The following is a 21,074-nucleotide window of genomic DNA, read 5'->3' on the forward strand; positions in this document are numbered from 1 at the left end:
GATTCCGGCACCCGGCCGCCGATAGGCTCGGAGCATGGCCGCCCGCGTCGACGATCCACCCGCCGCGCGGCGCGCGCGCCTCACCCCCGACGAACGTCGCGCACAGCTCATCGCGCTCGGCGTCGCGGCCCTCGCCGAGCACCCGCTCGGCGAGCTCAACATCGAGCGCCTCGCCGCCGACGCCGGGGTCTCGCGGGCGCTGCTCTTCCACTACTTCGGGTCGCGGCAGGGCTTCCAGCGCGAACTCGTGAAGACGGCGCGCGACAGCATGCTGCTCGCGACCGAGCCCGACCAGTCGCTCGCGCCGCTCCCCCGGCTCAGTGACACGCTGCGCCGAACCGTCGGGTTCGTGCGGGCGCACGGCGGCACCTTCTTCTCGCTCGTGCGCGGCCCGGCCAGCGGCGACCCGCAGATCCGCGCGGTCGTCGAGCAGGCGCGCCTGCTGCAGACCGAGCGCGTCGTCGTGCTGTTCCGCGAGCTCGGCGTCGAACCGAGCCCGACGCTCCGCATCGGGCTGCGGGGCTGGCTCGCGTTCACCGAGCAGGCCCTCGTCGACGCGGCCCTCGCTGACGAGCTCGACGACGACGAGATCGTCGAGCTCCTCGAGCACGCGCTGCGCGGGATCGCGTCGGAGATCGACCCCGAGGCATCCCGGGTGCTGTTCGACGCGTGACCCGGCGGGCGCTGCACCCCGCGGCGCCGGGGCCCGCCCCCACCGACGGGCACCGGCGGGCCGATGCCCCGGGGAACGACGAGGGCCCGCCCCGACCTGGCGGTCGTGGACGGGCCCTCGGGGCGCGAGCGTGATTACTCGGCGGCAGCCTCTTCGGCCGGCGCCTCGGCGGCGGCCTCGGCCTCGGCCTCGGCGGCCTCGGCGGGCTCCTCGCCCAGGTCGACCTTCTGCGGGGTGTGCACGTTGACGACGAGCGCGTCGCCGTCGGTCAGGAGCGTCGCGCCCTTGGGCAGCTCGACGTCCTTCGCGTGGATCTGGGTGCCCTCCTCGAGGCCCTCGACCGAGACGACGACGTTCTCGGGGATGTGGGTGGCCTCGACCTCGAGCGACAGCGCGTGGTGGTCGAGGTCGGCGACGGTGCCCGCAGCCGACTCGCCCTCGAGGTGCACGGGCACCTCGACCTGGACCTTCTCGCCCTTCTTCACGACGATGAGGTCGAGGTGCTCGATGACCTGGTGCACCGGGTCCTTCTGGACGTCCTTGACGAGGACGAGCTGGCTCTTCGAGCCGATCTGGAGGTCGAGCACGGCGTTCGCCTTGCGGATGAGCAGTCCGACCTGGTGGGCCGGCACGGTGACGTGCTGCGGGTCGGTGCCGTGGCCGTAGATGACCGCGGGGATCTTGCCGGCGGCGCGGATCTTGCGCGCAGCGCCCTTGCCGAAGCTGTCGCGAGCCTCTGCGACGACCTTGTTGTCCTCGTCCATGATGTCTCTCCTTGCGGGGCCGGGCGGTTCACCCTGACGGCCCAGATCGTGTGTCTGTTGTTTTCGACTCGAACGCGCGCAGCGTGCTGCGCAGAGCGTGAGGAAAAGCCGTGGAGCCTGCCCCTACCGCGTCGATCACGGATGCCTCGCCGCTCGCATGCGCGAACGGATTGGCATCCCTCGCCGAAGTCCAATCGGCAATCCTACCAGCCCTGCGCGGACGACGAGGCATCCCAGCTCACCGCAACACCGTGCAACGGTGAGGCCGGCTCACAGTACGCTGGAAGCCGACCCCACATCCTTCTCGAGGAGAGCTACGTGCCTGTCACCCCTTCAGCAAACATCGGCGTCGTCGGACTCGCGGTCATGGGGTCGAACCTCGCCCGCAACCTCGCGAGCCGCGAGGGCAACACCGTCGCCGTGTTCAACCGCTCCCCCGAGCGCACGCGCACCCTCGTCGAGGAGCACCCCGAGGCCGAGTTCGTCGCGAGCGAGTCGTACGACGACTTCGTCGCCTCGCTCGCGAAACCGCGCACCGCGATCATCATGGTGCAGGCGGGCCGCGGCACCGACGCCGTCATCTCCGAGCTCGTGAGCCGCTTCGAACCGGGCGACATCATCGTCGACGGCGGCAACGCGAACTTCCACGACACCATCCGCCGCGAGGCCGACATCGCGCCGACCGGCATCCACTTCGTCGGCACCGGCATCTCGGGCGGCGAAGAGGGCGCGCTCAACGGCCCGTCGATCATGCCCGGCGGCACCGCGGAGTCGTACGAGACGCTCGGCCCGATCCTCGCGTCGATCGCCGCCCGCGCCCCTGAAGACGGCGCGCCGTGCGTCACCCACGTCGGCACCGACGGCGCCGGCCACTTCGTGAAGATGGTGCACAACGGCATCGAGTACGCCGACATGCAGCTCATCGCGGAGGCCTACGACCTCATCCGCCAGGGCACGGGCAAGTCGCCGGCCGAGATCGCCGACATCTTCGCCGAGTGGAACACGGGCGAGCTCGAGAGCTACCTCATCGAGATCACCGCCGAGGTGCTGCGCCAGGTCGACGCCGAGACGGGCGAGCCCCTCGTCGACGTCATCCTCGACTCGGCGGGCGCCAAGGGCACCGGCGCCTGGACGGTGCAGAACGCGCTCGACCTCGGCGTTCCCGTCTCGGGCATCGCCGAGGCGGTCTTCGCGCGCAGCCTCTCGTCGCAGCGCGGCCAGCGCGCCGCCGCGACCGACCTGCCCGGGCCGTCGGGCGCGTTCACGGTGGCCGACGCCGACGCCTTCATCGAGGACGTGCGCCAGGCGCTCTACGCGTCGAAGATCATCGCCTACTCGCAGGGCTTCGACGAGATCATCGCCGGCGCCGCGCAGTTCGGCTGGGACGTCAAGAAGGGCGACATCGCCCGCATCTGGCGCGCCGGCTGCATCATCCGCGCCCGCTTCCTCAACCGCATCGCCGACGCCTACGCCGAGAACCCCGAGCTCGTCGCCCTCGTCGTCGCGCCCTACTTCCGCGACGCCGTGACCGGCGCGCAGGAGGCGTGGCGCCGTGTGGTCGTCGCCGCCGCGCAGGCGGGCATCCCCGCGCCCGCGTTCAGCTCGTCGCTCGCCTACTACGACGGCCTCCGCGCCGAGCGCCTGCCCGCCGCACTCGTCCAGGGCCAGCGCGACTTCTTCGGGGCGCACACCTACCAGCGCGTCGACAAGCCGGGCGTCTTCCACACGCTGTGGTCGGGCGACCGCACCGAGATCGAGACGACGCCGTCGTCGCACTGAGCACGCGGCATCCGCGCCCGGACGCCTCGGAGCCGAGTCGAATCGCCCGCCCCGTCGTTCGGGGCGGGCGATTCGCGTCTCGCCCGTCGGCGTGCCGCGCGGTCGCGGATAGGCTCGACGCATGGCCGAACCGAAGTGGCGCAGCGAGGGCGACGACCCCGACTACCGGTTCACGCTCGCGAACGAGCGCACGTTCCTCGCCTGGATCCGCACCGCGCTCGCACTCATCGCCGGCGGCGTGCTGCTGCACGAGTTCGCGACGAACGTCGGCCCCGACCTCGTCGTGACCGCGCTCGCGGTCACCCTCGGCCTCGCGGCGGCCGTGCTCGCGCTGCTCTCGTACTTCCGCTGGCGCAGCAACGAGATCGCGATGCGCCGCGGCGGACGCCTCGGCTACAGCTGGGCGCTGCCCGTGCTCGCGGCCGTCTGCCTCGTCACGGCGATCGTGCTCACCGTCTTCCTGGCGCTGCCATGAGCGACGTGACCGTCCGCGATCCCGGTCTCCAGCCCGAGCGCACCTCGCTGTCGTGGAGCCGTACGGCCCTCGTCGTGGCCGTGAACGCCCTCCTCGCCCTGCGCACCGGGTTCGTCGAGGGCGAGGGCTGGCTCGTCGTCGCCGGCGTCGTGCTGATCGGTGCGGCCGCGGCGGTGGCCGGCACCGGCGCGGTGCGACGTCGCCAGCTCGAGGACGGACGATTCGCCCCGCCCGTCGTGCTGATCGCCGCCGTCTCGGCGGTCACGGTCGTCGCCGCGGCCGCGGGCATCGCCTCGATCCTCGGACGGAGCACGGCATGAGCGACGGATATCGCACCGGCCCCGACGACCTTCCGCACGAGGATCGCCCGGTCGTCGGCGCGCGGCGCCGGCGGGCACTCCGCATCACCGTGCTCGTCGCGCTCGGTGCGCTCGTGCTGCCGCTCGTGCTCTCGCTCGTCGGCCAGGCGCAGTCGGCGGCGGCGCGCGCCTGCGCCGTCTACGTCGAGCGATTCGATGCGGACGCCGAGGGCTCGCAGGTGTCGCTCGAGCTGTTCGGCGCGGGCGGTCCCGGCTGGCGTTGCTCCGCGGTCGCGCCGGGCGGCGTCGTCACCCCGGTCGCGAACCTCGGGCTGCTGCCGTCGGCGCCCACGCCGATCGCGCCCGACGAGCGCGGCACCTGACTCGCGGCCGGCCGGGAACGGCCGCCTCAGCGGGCGTCGTCGGCGTCGGCCGGGCCCGTCCCGTTCGCAGCCGTCGTGGCGGTGCCGACCTCGCCGGTACCCGCGTCGGCACGGGCCTCGTCGTCGGCCCCGTCCGCGCCGGCCTCGGCCGGCGCGGCCTCGCCCGGGTTGCGGAGGAACACGATCACCCAGCCGAACACGAGCACGGCCACGACGAGTTCGACCGCGGTGAGGTTGTAGTACCCGTTGATGAAGAACACCGCCATCACGACGATCACCGCGACGTCGACGTAGCCGAGGATGACGAACGGGCGCGGCACCGACGGCAACCAGCGGGGCAGTGCGAACACGAGCACCGTGAAGACGATCGCCATGCCCGTCGCGGCGAGGTTGTGCGCCTGCAGGTACTCGTCGACCGGGAAGACGCCGACGCACGCCAGCAGGATGCCGAGCAGCGCGAGCATGCCGGTGACCTTGCGCCGGCCCTTGACCTCCTTCGGCGTCGACGCCGCGATCGACGAGACCGCGTAGTGCGCGATCGTCGTGACGAGGACGCCCGCGATGATGAGCGTCAGGTTGAAGGCGAGGGCGGAGAGGTCGTCGGTCATGCCGAGCGAGCTGAGGTTCATCTTCCACCAGTACGGGTCTGACGCGCTCAGCATGCTCGCGAGCGCACCCAGCACGAGGAACACGGCGAGCACGAGCGAGAGCATCATCGGGTTCATGTGCACCGATGACAGGAACACGGCGTAGGCGGTGAGCGCGACGGCGACGCCGGTGAGCGCGGCGGCCGGCACCGAGAACACGACCGCGTCGATGAAGCTCAGGCTCAGCACCGAGGCGAGACCGGTCCAGCCCAGCAGCGCGATGACGGCGTGCGCGATCGCGAGCGCCGCGACGTCGAACCAGCGCAGCCGCCCGTGACGCTCGGCGCGATCGGTGACGCCGGCGCGGCCCGCCCGCGTGGAGACCACCGCACGGCCGAACACGAACACGACACCGGCGACGACGGCCGAGGTGACGGCGATCGCCTGGCCGAGCGACCCGGGCCCCGAGATCGGCAGCTCGCCGTCGCGGTAGAAGAGCCACGAGATCGGCGCCGTGACGACGAACACCGCGCCGGCGATCAGGAGGGCGACCGATTCGAGCGACTGGGTGCTCGCCGCCGGGCGGCGGAGCAGCTTCGCGATCGACGTGGACATCGCACTCCCTCGACTCGGTGACCGGGAGTGCGAGCGAGTGATCAGACCCGGTCGGCGCGCGGCCCGTCTTCGGGCCTCAGCCGCAAGATAGCACCCGCGCGAACCCGCACCCAGACCCTCGATCGGGGCGTCGCGCCTACGAGTCGGCGGGGAAGACGCGCTTGTACTTGCGCCCGTCGGGCAGTTCGACCGTACGGGCCTCGAGCAGCCCCCGGTTCACACGCTGGTAGATCGCCTGCGCCGTGACCCCGTACCGCTTCGCCGCCTCGGCGACCGACAGGCCGGGCAGGTCGGTCGGCACGCTCGAGGGCCGTTCCCGCTTGCGGCGGCGGCTCGCCTCCTGCCGGTCGGCGATCGCCGCGTCGTCCCCCGCCCAGCGGTACTTCGCCGCCGAGGGGCTGAGGCCCGCGGCATCCGCGATCTCCTCCCAGCCGACGCCGGCGGCGACGGCCTCGCGCACCGCGGCGAGCGAGGCCGGATCGGCGTCGAGGGCTGCGACGAGCGAACGGATGCCGCGGAGGCGCTCGAGCGGAGCGGCATCCTCGTCGTCACCCGCCGCCGCGAGCGCGTCGAGCGCCGCGAGCTCGGCGAGGGCCCTCGCGGTCTCGGCGGAGAGGAACGACACGTGCTCGACCCGGTCAGCCGTTCAGCAGGCCGTTGCGCACCTCGCGGCGCAGCACCTTGCCGATGAGCGAGCGCGGCAGGTCGTCGGCCTTCACGACGCGCTTGGGCACCTTGTACGGCGTGAGCCCGTCGCGCGCGAACGCGCGGATCGCGGCCTCGTCGAACGTCGCGCCGTCGCGAAGCACGACGACCGCGACCACCTGTTCGCCCTGCCGCTCGTCGGGCAGGCCGACGACCGCGGCGTCCACGATGTCGTCGTGCGCGCGGAGCGCCTCCTCGACCTCGCTCGGCGAGACGTTGAAGCCGCCCGTGATGATCAGCTCCTTGATGCGGTCGACGATGCGCACGAAGCCCTCGTCGTCGATCGCGACGATGTCGCCCGTGCGGAACCACGGTGCGCCGCCCTCGGGGTCGTGCACGAAGACCGCCTCGGTCTCTTCGGGCTTCTGCCAGTACCCCGAGAACACCTGCGGACCGCGCACGACGAGCTCGCCCTCGGTGCCGGGCGCGACGTCGGTCATGGGGTCGTCGGGGTCGACGACCCGGCACTCGGTCGACGGCAGCGGCAGGCCGACGGTGCCGGCCTTGCGGTTCTCGGCCACCGGGTTCGCCATGAGCACGGGTGAGCACTCGGAGAGCCCGTAGCCCTCGACGAGGTAGCCGCCCGTCGCGGCCTCCCAGGGCTCGACGACCTCGGCCGACAGCGGCATCGCCCCCGAGATCGCGATCTGGATGCCGCGGAGCGAGACCCCCGCGGCAGCGGCCGACTTGGTCAGCCGGTCGTAGATCGGCGGCACGGCCGGCAGGAACGTCGCCGGCCGCTTCTTCACGACCTTGAGCACGAGGTCGGGGTCGAACTTCGGGAACAGCACGAGGCGGGCGCCCATGCTCATCGCGAAGGTGAGGCACAGCGTCAGCCCGTACGCGTGGAACATCGGGAGCACCGCGTAGACGACGGCGCTGCCGCGCGGCACGTCGGGCACCCACGCCCGGGCCTGGGCGGCGTTCACCTCGAGGTTCGCGTGGGTGAGGGTGGCCCCCTTGGGGCTGCCGGTCGTGCCGCTCGTGTACTGGATGAGCGCGACGTCGTCGACCCCGGGCGAGATGATGTGCGGGTCGATCGCCTGCGAGGCGGCCAGCTCCTCCCAGCGGATCGCCCCGCGCACCTTCGTGGTGAGCGCGGCGCGCGACTCGCGGGCCTTCGCGATCGGCAGGCGCAGCATGGCGCGCATGCCGAACGGCATCGCGCGCGTCACGTCGACCGACACGAGGTGCGCGACCGCGATGTCGTCGGGGAAGGCCTGGATCGTCTCGACGACATTGCTCCAGGCGATCGCGACGCGGGCGCCGTGGTCTTCGAACTGGTGTCGCAGCTCGCGCGGGGTGTAGAGCGGGTTGTGCTCGACGACGATCGCGCCGAGCCGCAGCACGGCGTAGAACGCGACGATGTGCTGCGGGCAGTTCGGCAGCACGAGGGCGACCGGGTCGCCCTTCTGCACGCCGAGCAGCCGCAACCCCTCGGCGACGCGCTCGATCTCGTCGCCGAGCTCGCGGTAGGTCGTCGTGCGCTCGAAGAACTCGAGCGCGACGTGGTCGGGGTACTGCTCGACCGAGGCGCGGATCAGGTCGTAGAGCGATCCCTCGGGCGTCTCGACCTCATCGGGCACGCCCTCGGCGTAGCTCGCGACCCAGGGCCGGCCGGGCAGGGCCGAACGCACGATCAGGCCTCGCCGTTGAACATGCTCGTGACCGAGCCGTCTTCGAAGACCTCGCGGATCGCGCGGCCGAGCAGCGGCGCGATCGGCAGGATCGTGAGGCCCTCCCACCGCTTCTCATCGGGCAGCGGGATCGTGTCGGTGACCACGACCTGGTCGATCGCGGAGTCCTGCAGGCGCTCGGTCGCGGGATCGCTGAAGATCGGGTGGGTCGCGGCGACGATGACCTTCTCGGCTCCGTTCGCCTTGAGCGCCTGGGCGGCCTTCACGATCGTACCGCCGGTGTCGATCATGTCGTCGACGAGCAGGCACACGCGGCCGTCGACGTTGCCGACGATCTCGTGCACGGTGACCTGGTTCGCGACCTTCGGGTCGCGGCGCTTGTGGATGATCGCCAGCGGTGCGCCGAGGTCGTCGGCCCACGTGTCGGCGACGCGCACGCGGCCCATGTCGGGCGAGACGACCGTGAGCTTCGACCGGTCGTCGGTCGAGAGGCTCTCTTGGAAGTGGCGCAGCAGCACGGGCTTCGCGAACAGGTGGTCGACGGGGCCGTCGAAGAAGCCCTGGATCTGCGCGGCGTGCAGGTCGACGCTCATGATGCGGTCGGCGCCCGCCGTCTTCAGCAGGTCGGCGACGAGCCGCGCCGAGATCGGCTCGCGCCCGCGGCCCTTCTTGTCCTGACGGGAGTACGGGAAGTACGGCGCGACGACCGTGATGCGCTTCGCCGAGGCGCGCTTGAGCGCGTCGAGCATGATGAGCAGCTCCATGAGCCACTCGTTGACGGGCGGGCCGAACGACTGCACGACGAAGACGTCGCAGCCGCGCACCGACACCTCGAAGCGGGTGTAGATCTCACCGCTCGCGAACGTGCGGTGCTCGGTCGGGGCGAGCTCGGTGCCGAGCGTCGCGGCGACCTGCGCGGCGAGTGCGGGATCGCTGCGACCCGAAACGACCACGAGGCGCTTCTTGGTCTTGGCCTGCAGGCCGGGTGCGATGTTGTTCTCGCGGTCGAGATCGACGATCTTCTTCTTGCGCCCCATGGCTCGCCTTCTGCTCACTCGCCTCGTTCGGCGGACCGTGCCTCGGCGGCCGCACGGGCCGCCTCCGTACCGGGCCGATTCTGTTCGACCCACCCCTCGATGTTGCGCTGAGGGGCCACGCTGAGGGCCAGCGCCCCGGCGGGAACGTCTTTGCGGACGATCGCACCGGCGCCGGTCTTCGCTCCGGCACCAAGCCTAACGGGCGCGACGAGCACGGTGTGCGAACTCGTGTGCACCTCGTCGGCGATCTCGGTGCGGTGCTTGTTGATGTCGTCGTAGTTGGCCGTGATCGTGCCCGCGCCGAGGTTGACGCCGCGACCGATCGTCGCGTCGCCGACGTACGAGAGGTGGGGCACCTTGCTGCCCTCGCCGATCGTCGTGTTCTTCGACTCGACGAACGCGCCGATCTTGCCGTCGGCGCCGAGCACCGTTCCGGGACGCAGGTACGACCACGGGCCGACCGTCGCCCCGGCGCCGATCACCGCGAGCGTCGCGTCGGTGCGCTTCACGTGCGCGCCCGCGCCGACCTCGCAGTCGACGAGGGTCGAGTCGGGGCCGACGATCGCTCCGGTCTCGACGAGCGTCGCGCCCTTGAGCTGCGTGCCGGGGCGGATCGTCACGTCGGGCTCGAGCTTGACCGCGAGGTCGATCCACGTGGTCGCCGGGTCGTCGATCGTGACGCCCGCGAGCTGCCAGCCGCGCACGATGAGGGCGTTGAGGCGTGCCGCCGTCTCCGAGAGCTGGGCGCGGTCGTTGACGCCGGCGACCAGCCACGGCTCCGCGACCGGCACGGCCTCGACCTCGGAGCCCGCGGCCCGGAGCAGCCCGATGACGTCGGTGAGGTACTTCTCGCCCTGCGCGTTGTCGGTCGTGAGGTTGGCGAGCTGGTCGCGCAGCGCGCCGACGCCGAACGCGTAGATGCCCGCGTTGATCTCGGCGATCGCCCGCTCGGCCTCGGAAGCGTCCTTCTGCTCGACGATGCGGTCGAACGCGCCCTTGTCGCCGCGCACGATGCGGCCGTAACCGGTCGGGTCGTCGTAGATCGCGGAGAGCACCGAGGCGGCCGACGCGGTGCCGCGGTGGCGCTCGAGGAAGCCGGCGAGGGTGTCGGCGTCGAGCAGGGGCACGTCGCCGTTCAGCACGAGCACGTCGCCCTCGAAGTCGGCCGGCAGCGCGGCGACGGCGAGCTCGACGGCGCGGCCGGTGCCCTCGACCTCGTCCTGGTCGACGATGACGATCCCGGGGAACTCGGCCTCGACGGCGGCCGCGACCCGGTCGCGCTCGTGGCGCACGACGGCGAGCACGTGCGCGGCGTCGAGCGCGCGGGCCGTCGCGAGCACGTGGCCGACGAGCGGCGTGCCCGCGATCGGGTGCAGCATCTTCGGCAGCGACGACTTCATGCGGGTGCCCTGGCCGGCGGCGAGGACGATGATCGCGAGGTTCTGGTCGGTCATGCGGGCTTCCTGTCGGTTGCGGGCGGGATGCTGCGAGCCGCGGGCGGGTCGAACCCGATCGCCGCGAACGGGCTCCGCCACCAGGATTCGAACCTGGTCCTCACAGCTCCAAAGGCTGTCGTGCTGCCGTTACACCATGGCGGATCGCGCGAACGGGGCTCCGCCGCGCGCGACATCAAGTCTGCCATGGCGGCCGGTGCCCGAACGGCGCGGTGCAGGCGCTGCACGCCCGCCGAGCGGCAACCGTGCGGATCCGCGCCGCACCGGCGGGATAATGGCGGGGTGAGAGATGCTGACGAGGTCGACCGGATCGTCGACGACTGGGAGCGCGAGCGCCCCGATCTCGACTTCGCCCCGCTGCAGGTGCTCTCCCGCGTCGCGCGGCTGTCGAAGCACCTCGACCGCGCCAGGCGCCAGGCGTTCGCCCGCTCCGAGCTCGAGGCGAGCGAATTCGACGTGCTCTCGGCGTTGCGCCGGGCGGGGTCGCCGTACCGGCTCTCCCCCAAGCAGCTGCTGCAGCAGACGCTCGTCTCGAGCGGAACCATGACGAACCGCATCGACCGGCTCGTCGAACGCGGCCTCGTGAGCCGTCAGACCGACCCGAACGACGGTCGCGGCATCCTCGTCGAGATGAGCCCCGCGGGGCTCACCCGGGTCGATGCGGCGATCACCAGGCTCGTCGACGCCGAGGCCGAGCTGCTCGCGCGGCTGCCCGCGGCCGAGCAGAAGCGGCTCGCGGGCCTCCTGCGAAAGCTCAGCCTCGGCTTCGACGTCGGGTGAGCCGGCGCACGACGGCTACCGGCGCATGACCTTGCGGGCCAGCCAGTTGCCGAGGAACTGCAGGGCCTGCACGAAGATCACGATGAGCAGCAGCGCCGCCCACGTGATCGCCGGCTCGAACTGGCGGAAGCCGTAGACGAGCGCGAAGTTTCCGAGCCCGCCGCCGCCGATGAACCCGGCCATCGCGGTCATGTCGACGATCGCGACGACGATGAACGTGTAGCCGAGGATGAGCGGGCCGAGCGCCTCGGGGATGACGACCGTGGCGAGGATCCGCACGGGCCCCGCACCCATCGAGCGCGCGGCCTCGATGACGCCGGGCGAGACCGTGATGAGGTTCTGCTCGACGATGCGCGAGATCGCGAACGAGGCGGCGATCGAGAGCGAGAAGATGAGCGCGTCGTTGCCGATGCCGACCCCGATCACGTACCTCGCGAGCGGCTGCACCGCGGCGAGGAAGATGATGAACGGGATGGGCCTGAAGAAGTTGATGACGACGTTGAGCACGTTGTACACGACGGCGTTCGGCAGCAGGCTGCCGGCCCGCGTCGCGTAGAGCACGATGCCGAGCACGAGCCCGATGAACCCGCCGATGAGCAGGGTCAGCGCGACCATGTAGAGCGTCTCGGCGGCGGCGACCCAGAAGTCGGGGCCGAGTTCGAGCAGGCGATCCATCAGCGGGCCTCCGTCACTTCCGCGCGGTTCGCGATCGAGGCGAGCACGGCGTCGACCGCGGCATCCGCGCCCCGGATCGCGAGCGTCAGGTGCCCGAACGCCCGGCCCTGGATGTCGTTGATGCCGCCGTACACGAGCTCGAAGTCGAGCCCCGCGTTCGCGAGCTCGAGGAACACCGATGCCTGGGAGGCGTCGGTGTCGCGGAACGAGATCGTGACGATGCGTCCCTCGTGGCGCTCGCGCAGCACCGCGAGCTCGGCGGGCGAGGGCACCCCCTTCACGACGGTGCCGACGAAGCGCCGCGACGACGGATTCTGCGGGTCGGCGAAGACGTCGAACACGTCGCCGTCCTCGATCACGCGCCCGGCGTCCATCACGGCGACCTTCGTGGCGATCGACTGGATGACGTCCATCTCGTGCGTGATCACGATGATCGTCACGCCGAACTCGCGGTTCACCCGCTTGAGGAGCGCGAGCACCTCCTGCGTCGTCTCGGGGTCGAGCGCGCTCGTGGCCTCGTCGGCGAGCAGCAGCCGCGGCGACGTCGCGAGCGCCCGGGCGATGCCGACGCGCTGCTTCTGGCCTCCCGAGAGCTGGTCGGGGTAGGCGTTCGCCTTGTCGCCGAGCCCCACGAAGTCGAGCAGCTCGGTGACGCGCGCCTCGATCTCGCCCTTCTTCCAGCCGGCGACCTTGAGCGGGTACGCGACGTTGCCGCGCACGGTCTTGGCGTTGAACAGGTTGAACTGCTGGAAGATCATGCCGATGCCGAGCCGGATGCCCCGCAGCTCACGCTCGCCGAGGCCGGTGAGCTCGCGGCCGTCGAACTCGATCGACCCCGAGCTCGCGGGTTCGAGGGCGTTCACGAGCCGCACGAGCGTCGACTTGCCGGCGCCCGAGTACCCGATGATGCCGTAGACGTCGCCCGGCTCGATGTCGAGCGTGACGTCGTCGACGGCGACGACCTCGCGACCGTTGCGGTCGGGCGCGGGGTACGTCTTCGTGACGTTCTTCAGCGCGACGAGCGCCATGGTGGTTCTCCTCCTCCAACGCCGCAGCGGGCGACCGGCACCTCGGGTGCCCGTCGCCCGCGCGGCGGGTGATGGTTCATCGTGCGTCGTGCGCCCACGGTGGGCGCACGGGTGATCAGCCTCTGGCGCCGATCAGCCCTTGGCGCAGATCAGCCCCTCGCGGCGATCAGCCCTTGGCGGCCTCGGTGTCGGCCTCGACCTTGGCGAGCGAGGCCTCGAGGTCGGCGACCGGGGTGGTCACGGGCACGCCCGTGCCGCCCGACGCCTCGACGAGGCCGGCCTGCACCTCGGGGTCGGTCTGGAAGATCTCGACGAGCTTCTGGTAGGTCGCGTTGTCCTTGTCCTCCGCACGGGTGGCGAAGATGTTGACGTAGGGCAGCGCGTTCGGGTCGGTCGGGTCGTCCTGCGCGATCGCGTCTTCGAAGGTGAGGCCGGCGTCCTCGACGAAGTCGTTGTTGATGACGGCCGCCGCGACGTCCGGCAGCGAGGTCGGCGTGAGCGACGCCTCGAGCGCGGTGACCTTGACCTTCGACTTCGCCTCGTCGATGTCGGCGAGGTCGCTGAAGATCGTGCCGCCGCTCTTCAGCTCGATGAGCCCGGCCGACTGCAGCACGAGCAGCGCGCGGGCCTGGTTCGAGGCGTCGTTCGGCACGGCGACGGTCTCGCCGGCCTTGATGTCGTCGACCGACTCGTACTTCGTCGAGTAGAGGCCGAGCGGGTAGATCGCGGTCGCGCCGATCGGCGTGAGGTCCTCACCGGCCGACACGTTGTAGTCGGCGAGGTAGACGATGTGCTGGAACTGGTTGAGGTCGAGCTCGCCCTCGGTCGTCGCAGGGTTCGGCTGCGTGTAGTCGCCGAAGTCGACGATCTCGATCGTGATGCCCTCGTCGGCCGCGGCCTCCTCGAAGGCGGCCCACTGCGGGTCGCCCTTGCCCACGACGCCGATCTTCACGACGTCGTCGGAGCCGCCCTCCGCGCCGGCCGCACCGCCGTTCGAGGCGCAGGCCGCGAGCGAGGCGACGAGGGGCACCGCGGCGAGCGCGGCGATGACTGAGGTGATGCGGGTACGGCGTGACATGGGGTTCCTCTCTCGGTGGGCGCACGCGATCGAGGGCCTGATCGGCTGCATGCCGGCATGGCTCCGCCACGGAGGATGTCGGTGGGGGCTTCGATGCCGCGAACGCGGGCGCATCTCCACGTTAGGCGAAGGTTCTTCGCCCTGTTGACCACATGGTCACAATCCGTCACAGCTTCTGCGACGTCACCCCTCGAGCAGCTCAGATACTTCGAGCCAGCGGGTTTCGAGGTCGGCGACGGATGCCTCGAGCTCGCGCAGTTCGTCGCCGAGGACGCCGAGGCCCACGTAGTCGGACTGGTCGTGCCGGGCGAGCTGCTCGTGATGCCGGGCGATCTCGCCCTGCAGCTTCTCGAGCCGCCGGTCGATCGAGGCGAGCTCCTTCTCGGCGGCCCGGCGGTCGGCGCCCGACAGGGCCGGCGCGGCCCCGGCAGCGGGCTGCGGAGGGAGTGACCCCTGCCGGCGGTCGAGGAGCGACGACGGAGCGGGTCGAGACCCGCTCGCCGACCCCGTGGCATCCGCCGTCGAATTCGCCCGCAGCTCGAGGTACTGCTCGATGCCGCGCGGCAGGTCGCGCAGGTGCCCGTCGATGACGGCGAGCTGGCGGTCGGTGACGCGCTCGATGAGATACCGGTCGTGCGAGACGACGAGGAGGGTGCCGGGCCACGAGTCGAGCAGGTCCTCGATCGCGGCGAGCATGTCGGTGTCGAGGTCGTTCGTCGGCTCGTCGAGGATGAGCACGTTCGGCTCCTGCAGCAGGATGAGCAGTAGCTGCAGGCGCCGCTTCTGCCCGCCCGAGAGGTTCTTCACGGGCGTCGAGAGCTGCGCGTTCGTGAAGCCGAGCCGTTCGAGCAGCTGCCCGGGGGTGAGCTCGACGGCCTTCGACCCCTGCCCGATCGTGTAGCTCGCCCGCTGCTCGGCGACGACCGCCGACACGCGCTCGTCGCCCCACTCGGCGAGCTCGGCGAGCTCCTGGCTGAGGGTCGCGATCTTCACCGTCTTGCCGCGCTTGACGCGGCCCGACGTCGGCTCGACCGCACCGGTCACGAGACCGAGCAGGGTCGACTTGCCCGCGCCGTTGACGCCGAGGATGCCGGTGCGCTCCCCGGGCGCGATGCGCCACTCGATCTCGTGGAGCACCGTACGCGGTTCGCCGTCGAGTCCGGGGTACTCGACGGTCGCGTCGAGCAGGTCGACGACGTCCTTGCCGAGCCGGGAGACCGCGAGCCGGCTGAGCTCGACCGCGTCGCGCACGGGCGGCTCGTTCGCGATGAGCTGGTTCGCCGCCTCGATGCGGAACTTCGGCTTCGATGTGCGCGCCGGCGCCCCGCGGCGCAGCCACGCGAGCTCCTTGCGCATGAGGTTCTGCCGCTTCGCCTCCGCGACGGCCGCCATGCGGTCGCGCTCGACCCGTTGCAGCACGTATGCGGCGTAGCCGCCCTCGAAGGGCTCGACGATCCCGTCGTGCACCTCCCACGTGTCGGTGCAGACCTCGTCGAGGAACCAGCGGTCGTGGGTCACGACGACGACCGCGCCCGCCGTCGCCGGCCAGCGCTGCTGCAGGTGCTTCGCGAGCCACGCGATGCCCTCGACGTCGAGGTGGTTCGTGGGCTCGTCGAGGAAGAGCACGTCCCAGTCGCCGACGAGGAGCGCCGCGAGCCCGACGCGGCGGCGCTGGCCGCCCGAGAGGCTCGCGACGGGCGCCTGCCACGGGACGTCGGCGAGCAGGCCCGCGATGACGTCGCGCACCTTCGGGTCGCCCGCCCAGACGTGCTCGTCGATGCCGCCCACCACGGCCTCGGCGACGGTCGTGCCCGGGTCGACGACGTCGGCCTGGTCGAGCATGCCGATGCGCAGGCCGCGACGTCGGGTGACTCGCCCGTCATCGGGCTCGAGCCGCCCCGCCAGCAGCTTCAGGAGGGTCGACTTGCCGTCGCCGTTGCGGCCGACGATGCCGATTCGGTCGCCCTCGTCGATGCCGAGGGTGACCTCGTCGAAGACGGTGCGCGTCGGGAACTCGAGATGCAGGCGCTCGGCGCCGAGGAGGTGTGCCATGACCGAACGAGCCTAACGCCCGCGGGCGCGGGCGACGCCCGTCGGCCGAGCCCGAGACGAGAGCCCGGTCGGGCCTGCGTCGGCTCGCGACCTACGAGTGCATCAGTCGCGCCCCGTGCACGGCGCCGTGCACGTGCACCGCGTTCAGCCGTGCGGCCGACAGCGCGACCTGCAGCTCGATCGCCGCGTCGGCGTCGTCGACGAGGAACGCCACCGTCGGGCCCGAGCCCGACACGATGCCGGCGAGCGCGCCGTGCGCCTCGCCGAGCTCGAGGATGCCGCCGAGCCCCGGGGCGAGCCCGAGCGCGGCCGGCTGCAGGTCGTTGTGCAGCGCGTCGGCGAGCATGCGGGCATCGCCAGCGCGCAGTGCCTGCAGCACCTCGGCGTCGACGACGGGGCTCGCGTCGCCCGGGTCGGTCTCGGGGTCGGCCTCGCGCCGTCGATCGAGTTCGCGGTAGACGCCGGGCGTCGAGAGGCCGAACTCGGCGACCGCGAGCACCCAGTGGAACGACCCGGTCGCGAGCGCGGGGCTCAACCGATCGCCCCGGCCCGTGCCGATCGCGGTGCCGCCCGAGAGCGCGAACGGCACGTCGGCGCCGAGCTTCGCGGCGAGGGCGTGCAGCTCGTCCTTCGTGAGGCCCGTGCCCCAGAGCGCGTCGCACGCGACGAGGGTCGCCGCCGCGTCGGCGCTGCCGCCGCCCATGCCGCCCGCGATGGGCACGTGCTTCTCGATCTCGAGCCGCACGCCGCCCGGCACGCCCACGGTGCGGGCGAGCAGCTTCGCCGCCTTGAGCGCGAGGTTCGAGCCGTCGGTCGGCAGGCTCGAGACGTCGATCGACCCGCTGAACGCGACGCTGAACTCGTCGTCGGGCCAGGCCCGCACGTCTTCGTAGAGCGACACCGCCTGGTACGCCGTCGCGACGTCGTGGTACCCGTCGGGCTGCACCGCGCCGACGCGCATGAAGAGGTTGATCTTGCCGGGCGCCCGAACGTGCACTGCCTCGTCGGCCCAGGCGATCGTCATGCCACCACGCTACCCGACGGCATCCGGGCTCCCGCGCTCAGCCGACCTCGGCGAGCCACTCGCGCATGCGCGCCTTCACCTCGGCGAGGCGGTCGTCGTCGGGCATCCGGCCCCAGGTCAGCCCGATCGAGCTGCGGTCGACGCCGCGCTCGCTCGACGATGCGAGCACGAACTCGCCGCCCTCGAGCGGGAACCTCGCGGTGGGATGCTTCGCCGTGAGGTTGAGCGCGAGCGGCGGCGTGGCGAGCTCGCGCTCGACGACGGCGGCGAGCGCCTCGAGGGCCGCCGTCTTCTCGAGGCCGACCGTGCGGGTGACGCCCGCTTCGTACGTGCCGTCCTGCTTCTGGCCGGGGCGGCGGATGCCGCGGGCCTGCTCGTACGCGACCGTCAGGCTCTGCGCCCACCACGGGTCGACGCCGTGCCGGGCGACGAGCGCGGTCGCGATCTGCTGGTGCGTCAGCGCCTGCGCGCCGTCGGCGTCGAGCAGCGCGAACCACTCGTCGCGCGGCCGGCCGGTCGCCGCCAGCACCGCGTCGTCGCCCACCCCGTCGGCATTCGCCCCCACCGTCGTCTTCGCCATGCGACGAGGGTATCCGGCGAGCGCGAGATCCCGTCGGTTCGGTCAGGCGGAGGCCGCGACCCGGGCGACGCGCAGGAAGTCGTCGATCGTGAGCTGCTCGCCGCGCGCCTGCGGGTCGACCCCCGCAGCCTCGAGCACCGACGCGGCGGCGCCGGAGTTGCCGCCGAGCACGCCCGACAGCGACTGGCGCAGCATCTTGCGACGCTGCTGGAACGCCGCGTCGACGAGCGCGAACGTCGCGACCCGCTCGGCCTCGGTGCCGGGCGCCTCACCGCGCTCGAACCCGACGAGCACGGAGTCGACGTTCGGCACCGGCCAGAAGACCATGCGCGAGACCTGCCCCGCGGTGCGCCAGCGCCCGTACCACGCGGCCTTCGCACTCGGTGCGCCGTAGACCTTCGAGCCGGGCTCGGCGGCGAGCCGGTGGCCGACCTCGGCCTGCACCATGACGACGCCCGACACGAGCGACGGGAAGTGCTCGAGCAGGTGCAGCAGCACGGGCACCGAGACGTTGTACGGCAGGTTCGCGACGAGCCGCACCGGCTCGGCGGGCAGCTCGGTCACGCGAAGCGCGTCCTGATGCACGACCGTGAGCGAGGTGCCGGGCTGCATGATGGCGACGGTGTGCGGCAGCTGCTCGGCGAGCCGGCCGTCGATCTCGACGGCGACGACGTCGGCTCCGGCTTCGAGGAGGCCGAGCGTCAGCGAGCCGAGCCCCGGGCCGATCTCGAGCACCGTCTCGCCCCGCTGCACGCCCGCGGTCTGCACGATGCGCCGCACCGTGTTCGCGTCGTGCACGAAGTTCTGCCCGAGCTTCTTCGTCGGGGTGACGTCGAGGAGCTCGGCGAGGTCGCGGATCTCGGCCGGGCCGAGCAGGCGCGGCGTCGCGGCTTCGGCGCCGTCGGCGGGCTCGGCCTCGTGGCGGTGCATGCCGCTCATCCTGCCATGTCGAGGGCCCACGACCCGTACACGTCGACCGTGTTCGCCGCGAGCTGCGCGCAGAACTCGTCGAGCGGGGCGCCGAGGGTCTCGGCCATGAACCGCACCGTGAGCGGCACGAGATACGGCGCGTTGGGTCGTCCGCGCAGCGGCACGGGCGTCAGGTACGGTGCGTCGGTCTCGACGAGGATGCGCTCGCGCGGCAGCACGCGCAGCGCCTCGCGCAGGTTCTCGGCGTTCTTGAACGTCACGTTGCCGGCGAACGAGCAGTACCAGCCCTCGTCGGCGGCGAGGCGGGCGAGCTCCTCGCCGCCCGAGAAGCAGTGGAACACCGTGCGCTCGGGAGCGCCGACCCGGCGCAGGGTCGCGACGACGTCGTCGTGCGCGTCGCGATCGTGGATCTGCATGGCGATGCCGTGCCGCTTCGCGATGTCGATGTGCGCCTCGAACGCACGGAACTGCGCGGGACGGCCGTCGTCGCCCGTGCGGAAGAAGTCGAGGCCCGTCTCGCCGACCGCCCGCACCCGCGGCTGCGCCGCGAGCTCGTCGATGGCGGCGATGGCGTCGTCGAGCGAACCGGATGCCTCGAGCTCGGGCGCCTCGTTGGGATGCAGCGCGACCGCGGCGAGCAGGCGCGGCTCCCGGGCGGCCGCAGCCGCCGACCAGCGACTCGTGGCGACGTCGGTGCCGACCTGCACGGCCCCGGCGACGCCGACCGACGCGGCCCGCTCGAGGTGCTCGTGCAGGTCGAGCATCGTCTCGGGTCGCCCGGGCGGTGCGTCGTCGCTCGGCTCGAGGTGCGTGTGGTTGTCGTACACCGCGACCGGCAGCGGTTCGGGCAGCGGCGGATACTCCGGCATCCGCCCTACTCCGCGACCTCGACCCGCGGGAACAGCGCCTCGAGCGGCGCGACCCGCTCGCCGAGCTCGGCCTCGTACGCGAGGTCGATGCGCGCGTCCTGCACGGTGCCGGGGGCGCCGAGCGCCGTCCACAGCTTCGTCGTCGCCTTCGGCAGCACGGGCGAGAGCAGCACGGCGAGCGTGCCGAGCCCGCGGTACGCCGTGGCGAGCACGGTCTCGAGGCGGTCGCGCCGCTCGGGGTCCTTCGCGAGCGCCCACGGCTCCTCGGCGGTCAGGTAGCCGTTGAGCGCGTCGACGAGCTCCCACGCCGCACCGATCGCGTCGTGGATCGCGATGCGGTCGATCGCCTGCCACGAGGCATCCGTCGCCCGTCGCTCGACCGACCCGATCTCGATGTCGGCCGCCTCGAGCGCGCCCTGCTGCGGCACGACCCCGTCGCAGTAGCGGTTGATCATCGCGACGACGCGCGAGGCGAGGTTGCCGAAGCCGTTCGCGAGCTCGGCCTGGTACCGGGCGGCCAGGTCCTCCCACGAGAACGAGCCGTCCTGGCCGAACGCGATCGCACGCATGAAGTAGTAGCGGAACGCGTCGGAGCCGAAGGTCGACGTGATCTGCTCGGGCGCGATGCCCGTGAGCTTCGACTTCGACATCTTCTCGCCGCCGACGAGCAGCCACCCGTGGCCGAAGACGCCCTTCGGCACCTCGAGGCCCGCGGCCATCAGCATCGCCGGCCAGATCACGGCGTGGAACCGCAGGATGTCCTTGCCGACGATGTGCTGGGCGGGCCAGCGGCGTGCGAACTCCTCGTCGTCCTGGCCGTAGCCGACCGCGGTGATGTAGTTGAGGAGGGCGTCGAACCACACGTAGACGACGTGCGTCTCGTCCCACGGCACCTTGACGCCCCAGTCGAACGTCGAGCGCGAGATCGAGAGGTCGGCGAGGCCCGAGCGCACCCAGCCGAGCACCTCGTTGCGGGCCGACTCGGGCTGCACGAAGTCGGGGCGCTCCTCGTAGAGGGCGAGCAGCCGCTCGGCGAACGCCGACGTGCGGAAGAAGTAGTTCTTCTCGTGCAGCAGCTCGACGGGCTTCGAGTGGATGGCGCAGACCTGCTGGCCCTCGTACTCGCCCGTGCCCGCGACGAGATCGGACTCCTGCTTGTACTCCTCGCAACCGACGCAGTAGAAGCCCTCGTACTCGCCCGTGTAGATGTGGCCGTCGTCGTAGAGCTTCTGCAGGAACTTCTGCACGTTCGCCTCGTGGCGCGCGTCGGTCGTGCGGATGAAGTCGTCGTTCGCGATGTCGACCGTCTCGAGCAGCGGGATCCAGGCGTCGGCGACGAGCTTGTCGGCCCACTCCTGCGGGGTGACGCCGTTCGCGGTCGCCGTCCGCAGGATCTTCTGGCCGTGCTCGTCGGTGCCCGTGAGCATCCACGTGTCATCGCCCGCCTGCCGGTGCCAGCGCGCGAGCACGTCGGCGGCGACCTCCGTGTACGCGTGACCGATGTGCGGCACGTCGTTGACGTAGAAAATGGGCGTGGTGATGTAGAACGAGGAGGCTTCGGCCATGCGCTCAATCCTATGGGCGCATCGAGCACCATTACTGCGGAGGCTTCGGGCTCACCCGCAACGCCGCTCAATCCTCTGGGCGCAT

The 21,074-nt window shown here is 71.8% G+C and carries 21 protein-coding genes and 1 tRNA gene; 6 read left to right on the plus strand and 16 right to left on the minus strand.

Features of this window, described 5'->3' with window-relative positions; genetic code table 11:
- The first annotated feature begins 34 nt into the window (after positions 1-34).
- On the plus strand, positions 35-673 hold the full coding sequence (locus AC3RJ6_RS18445) for a TetR/AcrR family transcriptional regulator (protein ID WP_491428590.1): 639 nt from the start codon (positions 35-37) through the stop codon (positions 671-673).
- A 134-nt stretch (positions 674-807) separates the two neighbouring features.
- On the opposite strand, the gene AC3RJ6_RS18450 is transcribed toward AC3RJ6_RS18445, so the two are convergent.
- Positions 808-1,437, minus strand: a complete 630-nt coding sequence (locus AC3RJ6_RS18450) for a 50S ribosomal protein L25/general stress protein Ctc (protein WP_491428591.1) — start codon at positions 1,435-1,437, stop codon at positions 808-810.
- Between the two features lie 366 nt (positions 1,438-1,803).
- Between AC3RJ6_RS18450 and gnd the strand changes: the two genes are divergently transcribed.
- The 4 genes from gnd (at position 1,804) to AC3RJ6_RS18470 (ending at position 4,373) form a co-directional block, all read left to right on the plus strand.
- Positions 1,804-3,216, plus strand: a complete 1,413-nt coding sequence (gene gnd / locus AC3RJ6_RS18455) for an NADP-dependent phosphogluconate dehydrogenase (RefSeq protein WP_491428661.1) — start codon at positions 1,804-1,806, stop codon at positions 3,214-3,216.
- A 121-nt stretch (positions 3,217-3,337) separates the two neighbouring features.
- Complete coding sequence (locus tag AC3RJ6_RS18460) at positions 3,338-3,691, plus strand: YidH family protein (RefSeq protein ID WP_491428592.1); 354 nt, start codon at positions 3,338-3,340, stop codon at positions 3,689-3,691.
- A complete protein-coding gene (locus AC3RJ6_RS18465) occupies positions 3,688-4,011 on the plus strand; it encodes a DUF202 domain-containing protein (protein WP_491428593.1) in 324 nt (107 codons plus the stop codon). The genes AC3RJ6_RS18460 and AC3RJ6_RS18465 overlap by 4 nt, the downstream gene beginning before the upstream one ends.
- On the plus strand, positions 4,008-4,373 hold the full coding sequence (locus AC3RJ6_RS18470; RefSeq protein ID WP_491428594.1) for a hypothetical protein: 366 nt from the start codon (positions 4,008-4,010) through the stop codon (positions 4,371-4,373). Before AC3RJ6_RS18465 ends, AC3RJ6_RS18470 begins: the two co-directional genes overlap by 4 nt.
- A 26-nt stretch (positions 4,374-4,399) precedes the next feature.
- On the opposite strand, the gene AC3RJ6_RS18475 is transcribed toward AC3RJ6_RS18470, so the two are convergent.
- The 6 genes from AC3RJ6_RS18475 to AC3RJ6_RS18500 form a co-directional block, all read right to left on the minus strand.
- Positions 4,400-5,575 (minus strand): DUF998 domain-containing protein, encoded by a 1,176-nt coding sequence (locus AC3RJ6_RS18475; RefSeq protein ID WP_491428595.1) that lies wholly within the window; start codon positions 5,573-5,575, stop codon positions 4,400-4,402.
- Positions 5,576-5,711: 136 nt separating this feature from the next.
- Positions 5,712-6,200, minus strand: coding sequence for a hypothetical protein (locus AC3RJ6_RS18480; RefSeq protein ID WP_491428596.1), 489 nt, complete (start codon positions 6,198-6,200; stop codon positions 5,712-5,714).
- A 13-nt stretch (positions 6,201-6,213) separates the two neighbouring features.
- Entirely contained in the window at positions 6,214-7,917 is a 1,704-nt protein-coding gene (locus AC3RJ6_RS18485; protein ID WP_491428597.1) for a long-chain-fatty-acid--CoA ligase, read from the minus strand.
- Positions 7,918-7,919: 2 nt separating this feature from the next.
- On the minus strand, positions 7,920-8,954 hold the full coding sequence (locus tag AC3RJ6_RS18490) for a ribose-phosphate diphosphokinase (protein ID WP_491428598.1): 1,035 nt from the start codon (positions 8,952-8,954) through the stop codon (positions 7,920-7,922).
- A gap of 14 nt (positions 8,955-8,968) precedes the next feature.
- Complete coding sequence (gene glmU, locus AC3RJ6_RS18495) at positions 8,969-10,408, minus strand: bifunctional UDP-N-acetylglucosamine diphosphorylase/glucosamine-1-phosphate N-acetyltransferase GlmU (RefSeq protein WP_491428599.1); 1,440 nt, start codon at positions 10,406-10,408, stop codon at positions 8,969-8,971.
- Positions 10,409-10,480: 72 nt separating this feature from the next.
- A tRNA-Gln gene (locus tag AC3RJ6_RS18500) sits at positions 10,481-10,552 on the minus strand.
- Between the two features lie 138 nt (positions 10,553-10,690).
- Between AC3RJ6_RS18500 and AC3RJ6_RS18505 the strand changes: the two genes are divergently transcribed.
- Complete coding sequence (locus tag AC3RJ6_RS18505) at positions 10,691-11,188, plus strand: MarR family winged helix-turn-helix transcriptional regulator (protein ID WP_491428600.1); 498 nt, start codon at positions 10,691-10,693, stop codon at positions 11,186-11,188.
- Positions 11,189-11,203: 15 nt separating this feature from the next.
- Here the strand turns inward: AC3RJ6_RS18505 and AC3RJ6_RS18510 are convergent, their stop codons facing one another.
- From AC3RJ6_RS18510 to metG, 9 genes are all read right to left on the minus strand, one after another.
- Positions 11,204-11,863, minus strand: coding sequence for a methionine ABC transporter permease (locus AC3RJ6_RS18510; RefSeq protein WP_491428601.1), 660 nt, complete (start codon positions 11,861-11,863; stop codon positions 11,204-11,206).
- Positions 11,863-12,891, minus strand: a complete 1,029-nt coding sequence (locus AC3RJ6_RS18515) for a methionine ABC transporter ATP-binding protein (protein WP_491428602.1) — start codon at positions 12,889-12,891, stop codon at positions 11,863-11,865. Before AC3RJ6_RS18515 ends, AC3RJ6_RS18510 begins: the two co-directional genes overlap by 1 nt.
- Before the next feature lie 166 nt (positions 12,892-13,057).
- Positions 13,058-13,969: a MetQ/NlpA family ABC transporter substrate-binding protein gene (locus tag AC3RJ6_RS18520; RefSeq protein WP_491428603.1), complete on the minus strand. Its 912-nt coding sequence runs from the start codon at positions 13,967-13,969 to the stop codon at positions 13,058-13,060.
- A 183-nt stretch (positions 13,970-14,152) separates the two neighbouring features.
- Positions 14,153-16,021: an ABC-F family ATP-binding cassette domain-containing protein gene (locus AC3RJ6_RS18525; protein ID WP_491428604.1), complete on the minus strand. Its 1,869-nt coding sequence runs from the start codon at positions 16,019-16,021 to the stop codon at positions 14,153-14,155.
- Positions 16,022-16,112: 91 nt separating this feature from the next.
- Positions 16,113-17,045, minus strand: coding sequence for a 4-(cytidine 5'-diphospho)-2-C-methyl-D-erythritol kinase (locus AC3RJ6_RS18530; protein ID WP_491428605.1), 933 nt, complete (start codon positions 17,043-17,045; stop codon positions 16,113-16,115).
- Positions 17,046-17,082: 37 nt separating this feature from the next.
- Positions 17,083-17,625, minus strand: coding sequence for a hypothetical protein (locus tag AC3RJ6_RS18535; protein ID WP_491428606.1), 543 nt, complete (start codon positions 17,623-17,625; stop codon positions 17,083-17,085).
- A 42-nt stretch (positions 17,626-17,667) separates the two neighbouring features.
- Positions 17,668-18,555 carry a 16S rRNA (adenine(1518)-N(6)/adenine(1519)-N(6))-dimethyltransferase RsmA gene (gene rsmA / locus AC3RJ6_RS18540; protein WP_491428607.1) on the minus strand — a complete coding sequence of 296 codons (888 nt, stop codon included), beginning with the start codon at positions 18,553-18,555 and terminating at the stop codon, positions 17,668-17,670.
- 5 nt (positions 18,556-18,560) lie between these two features.
- Entirely contained in the window at positions 18,561-19,424 is an 864-nt protein-coding gene (locus tag AC3RJ6_RS18545; protein WP_491428608.1) for a TatD family hydrolase, read from the minus strand.
- Between the two features lie 5 nt (positions 19,425-19,429).
- Positions 19,430-20,989 carry a methionine--tRNA ligase gene (gene metG, locus AC3RJ6_RS18550; protein ID WP_491428609.1) on the minus strand — a complete coding sequence of 520 codons (1,560 nt, stop codon included), beginning with the start codon at positions 20,987-20,989 and terminating at the stop codon, positions 19,430-19,432.
- Positions 20,990-21,074: the final 85 nt, after the last annotated feature.

This window comes from Agromyces cucurbitae (assembly GCF_058349945.1).

Coding starts and splice junctions, on each gene's coding strand:
- AC3RJ6_RS18510 (WP_491428601.1), bottom strand. CDS start 11,863: ATGGATCGCCTGCTCGAACTCGGCCCCGACTTCTGGGTCGCCGCCGCC.
- AC3RJ6_RS18450 (WP_491428591.1), bottom strand. CDS start 1,437: ATGGACGAGGACAACAAGGTCGTCGCAGAGGCTCGCGACAGCTTCGGC.
- rsmA (WP_491428607.1), bottom strand. CDS start 18,555: ATGCACCGCCACGAGGCCGAGCCCGCCGACGGCGCCGAAGCCGCGACG.
- AC3RJ6_RS18475 (WP_491428595.1), bottom strand. CDS start 5,575: ATGTCCACGTCGATCGCGAAGCTGCTCCGCCGCCCGGCGGCGAGCACC.
- AC3RJ6_RS18460 (WP_491428592.1), top strand. CDS start 3,338: ATGGCCGAACCGAAGTGGCGCAGCGAGGGCGACGACCCCGACTACCGG.
- AC3RJ6_RS18465 (WP_491428593.1), top strand. CDS start 3,688: ATGAGCGACGTGACCGTCCGCGATCCCGGTCTCCAGCCCGAGCGCACC.
- AC3RJ6_RS18535 (WP_491428606.1), bottom strand. CDS start 17,625: ATGGCGAAGACGACGGTGGGGGCGAATGCCGACGGGGTGGGCGACGAC.
- metG (WP_491428609.1), bottom strand. CDS start 20,989: ATGGCCGAAGCCTCCTCGTTCTACATCACCACGCCCATTTTCTACGTC.
- AC3RJ6_RS18520 (WP_491428603.1), bottom strand. CDS start 13,969: ATGTCACGCCGTACCCGCATCACCTCAGTCATCGCCGCGCTCGCCGCG.
- AC3RJ6_RS18490 (WP_491428598.1), bottom strand. CDS start 8,954: ATGGGGCGCAAGAAGAAGATCGTCGATCTCGACCGCGAGAACAACATC.
- AC3RJ6_RS18545 (WP_491428608.1), bottom strand. CDS start 19,424: ATGCCGGAGTATCCGCCGCTGCCCGAACCGCTGCCGGTCGCGGTGTAC.
- AC3RJ6_RS18445 (WP_491428590.1), top strand. CDS start 35: ATGGCCGCCCGCGTCGACGATCCACCCGCCGCGCGGCGCGCGCGCCTC.
- AC3RJ6_RS18525 (WP_491428604.1), bottom strand. CDS start 16,021: ATGGCACACCTCCTCGGCGCCGAGCGCCTGCATCTCGAGTTCCCGACG.
- AC3RJ6_RS18530 (WP_491428605.1), bottom strand. CDS start 17,045: ATGACGATCGCCTGGGCCGACGAGGCAGTGCACGTTCGGGCGCCCGGC.
- glmU (WP_491428599.1), bottom strand. CDS start 10,408: ATGACCGACCAGAACCTCGCGATCATCGTCCTCGCCGCCGGCCAGGGC.
- AC3RJ6_RS18515 (WP_491428602.1), bottom strand. CDS start 12,891: ATGGCGCTCGTCGCGCTGAAGAACGTCACGAAGACGTACCCCGCGCCC.
- AC3RJ6_RS18470 (WP_491428594.1), top strand. CDS start 4,008: ATGAGCGACGGATATCGCACCGGCCCCGACGACCTTCCGCACGAGGAT.
- gnd (WP_491428661.1), top strand. CDS start 1,804: ATGGGGTCGAACCTCGCCCGCAACCTCGCGAGCCGCGAGGGCAACACC.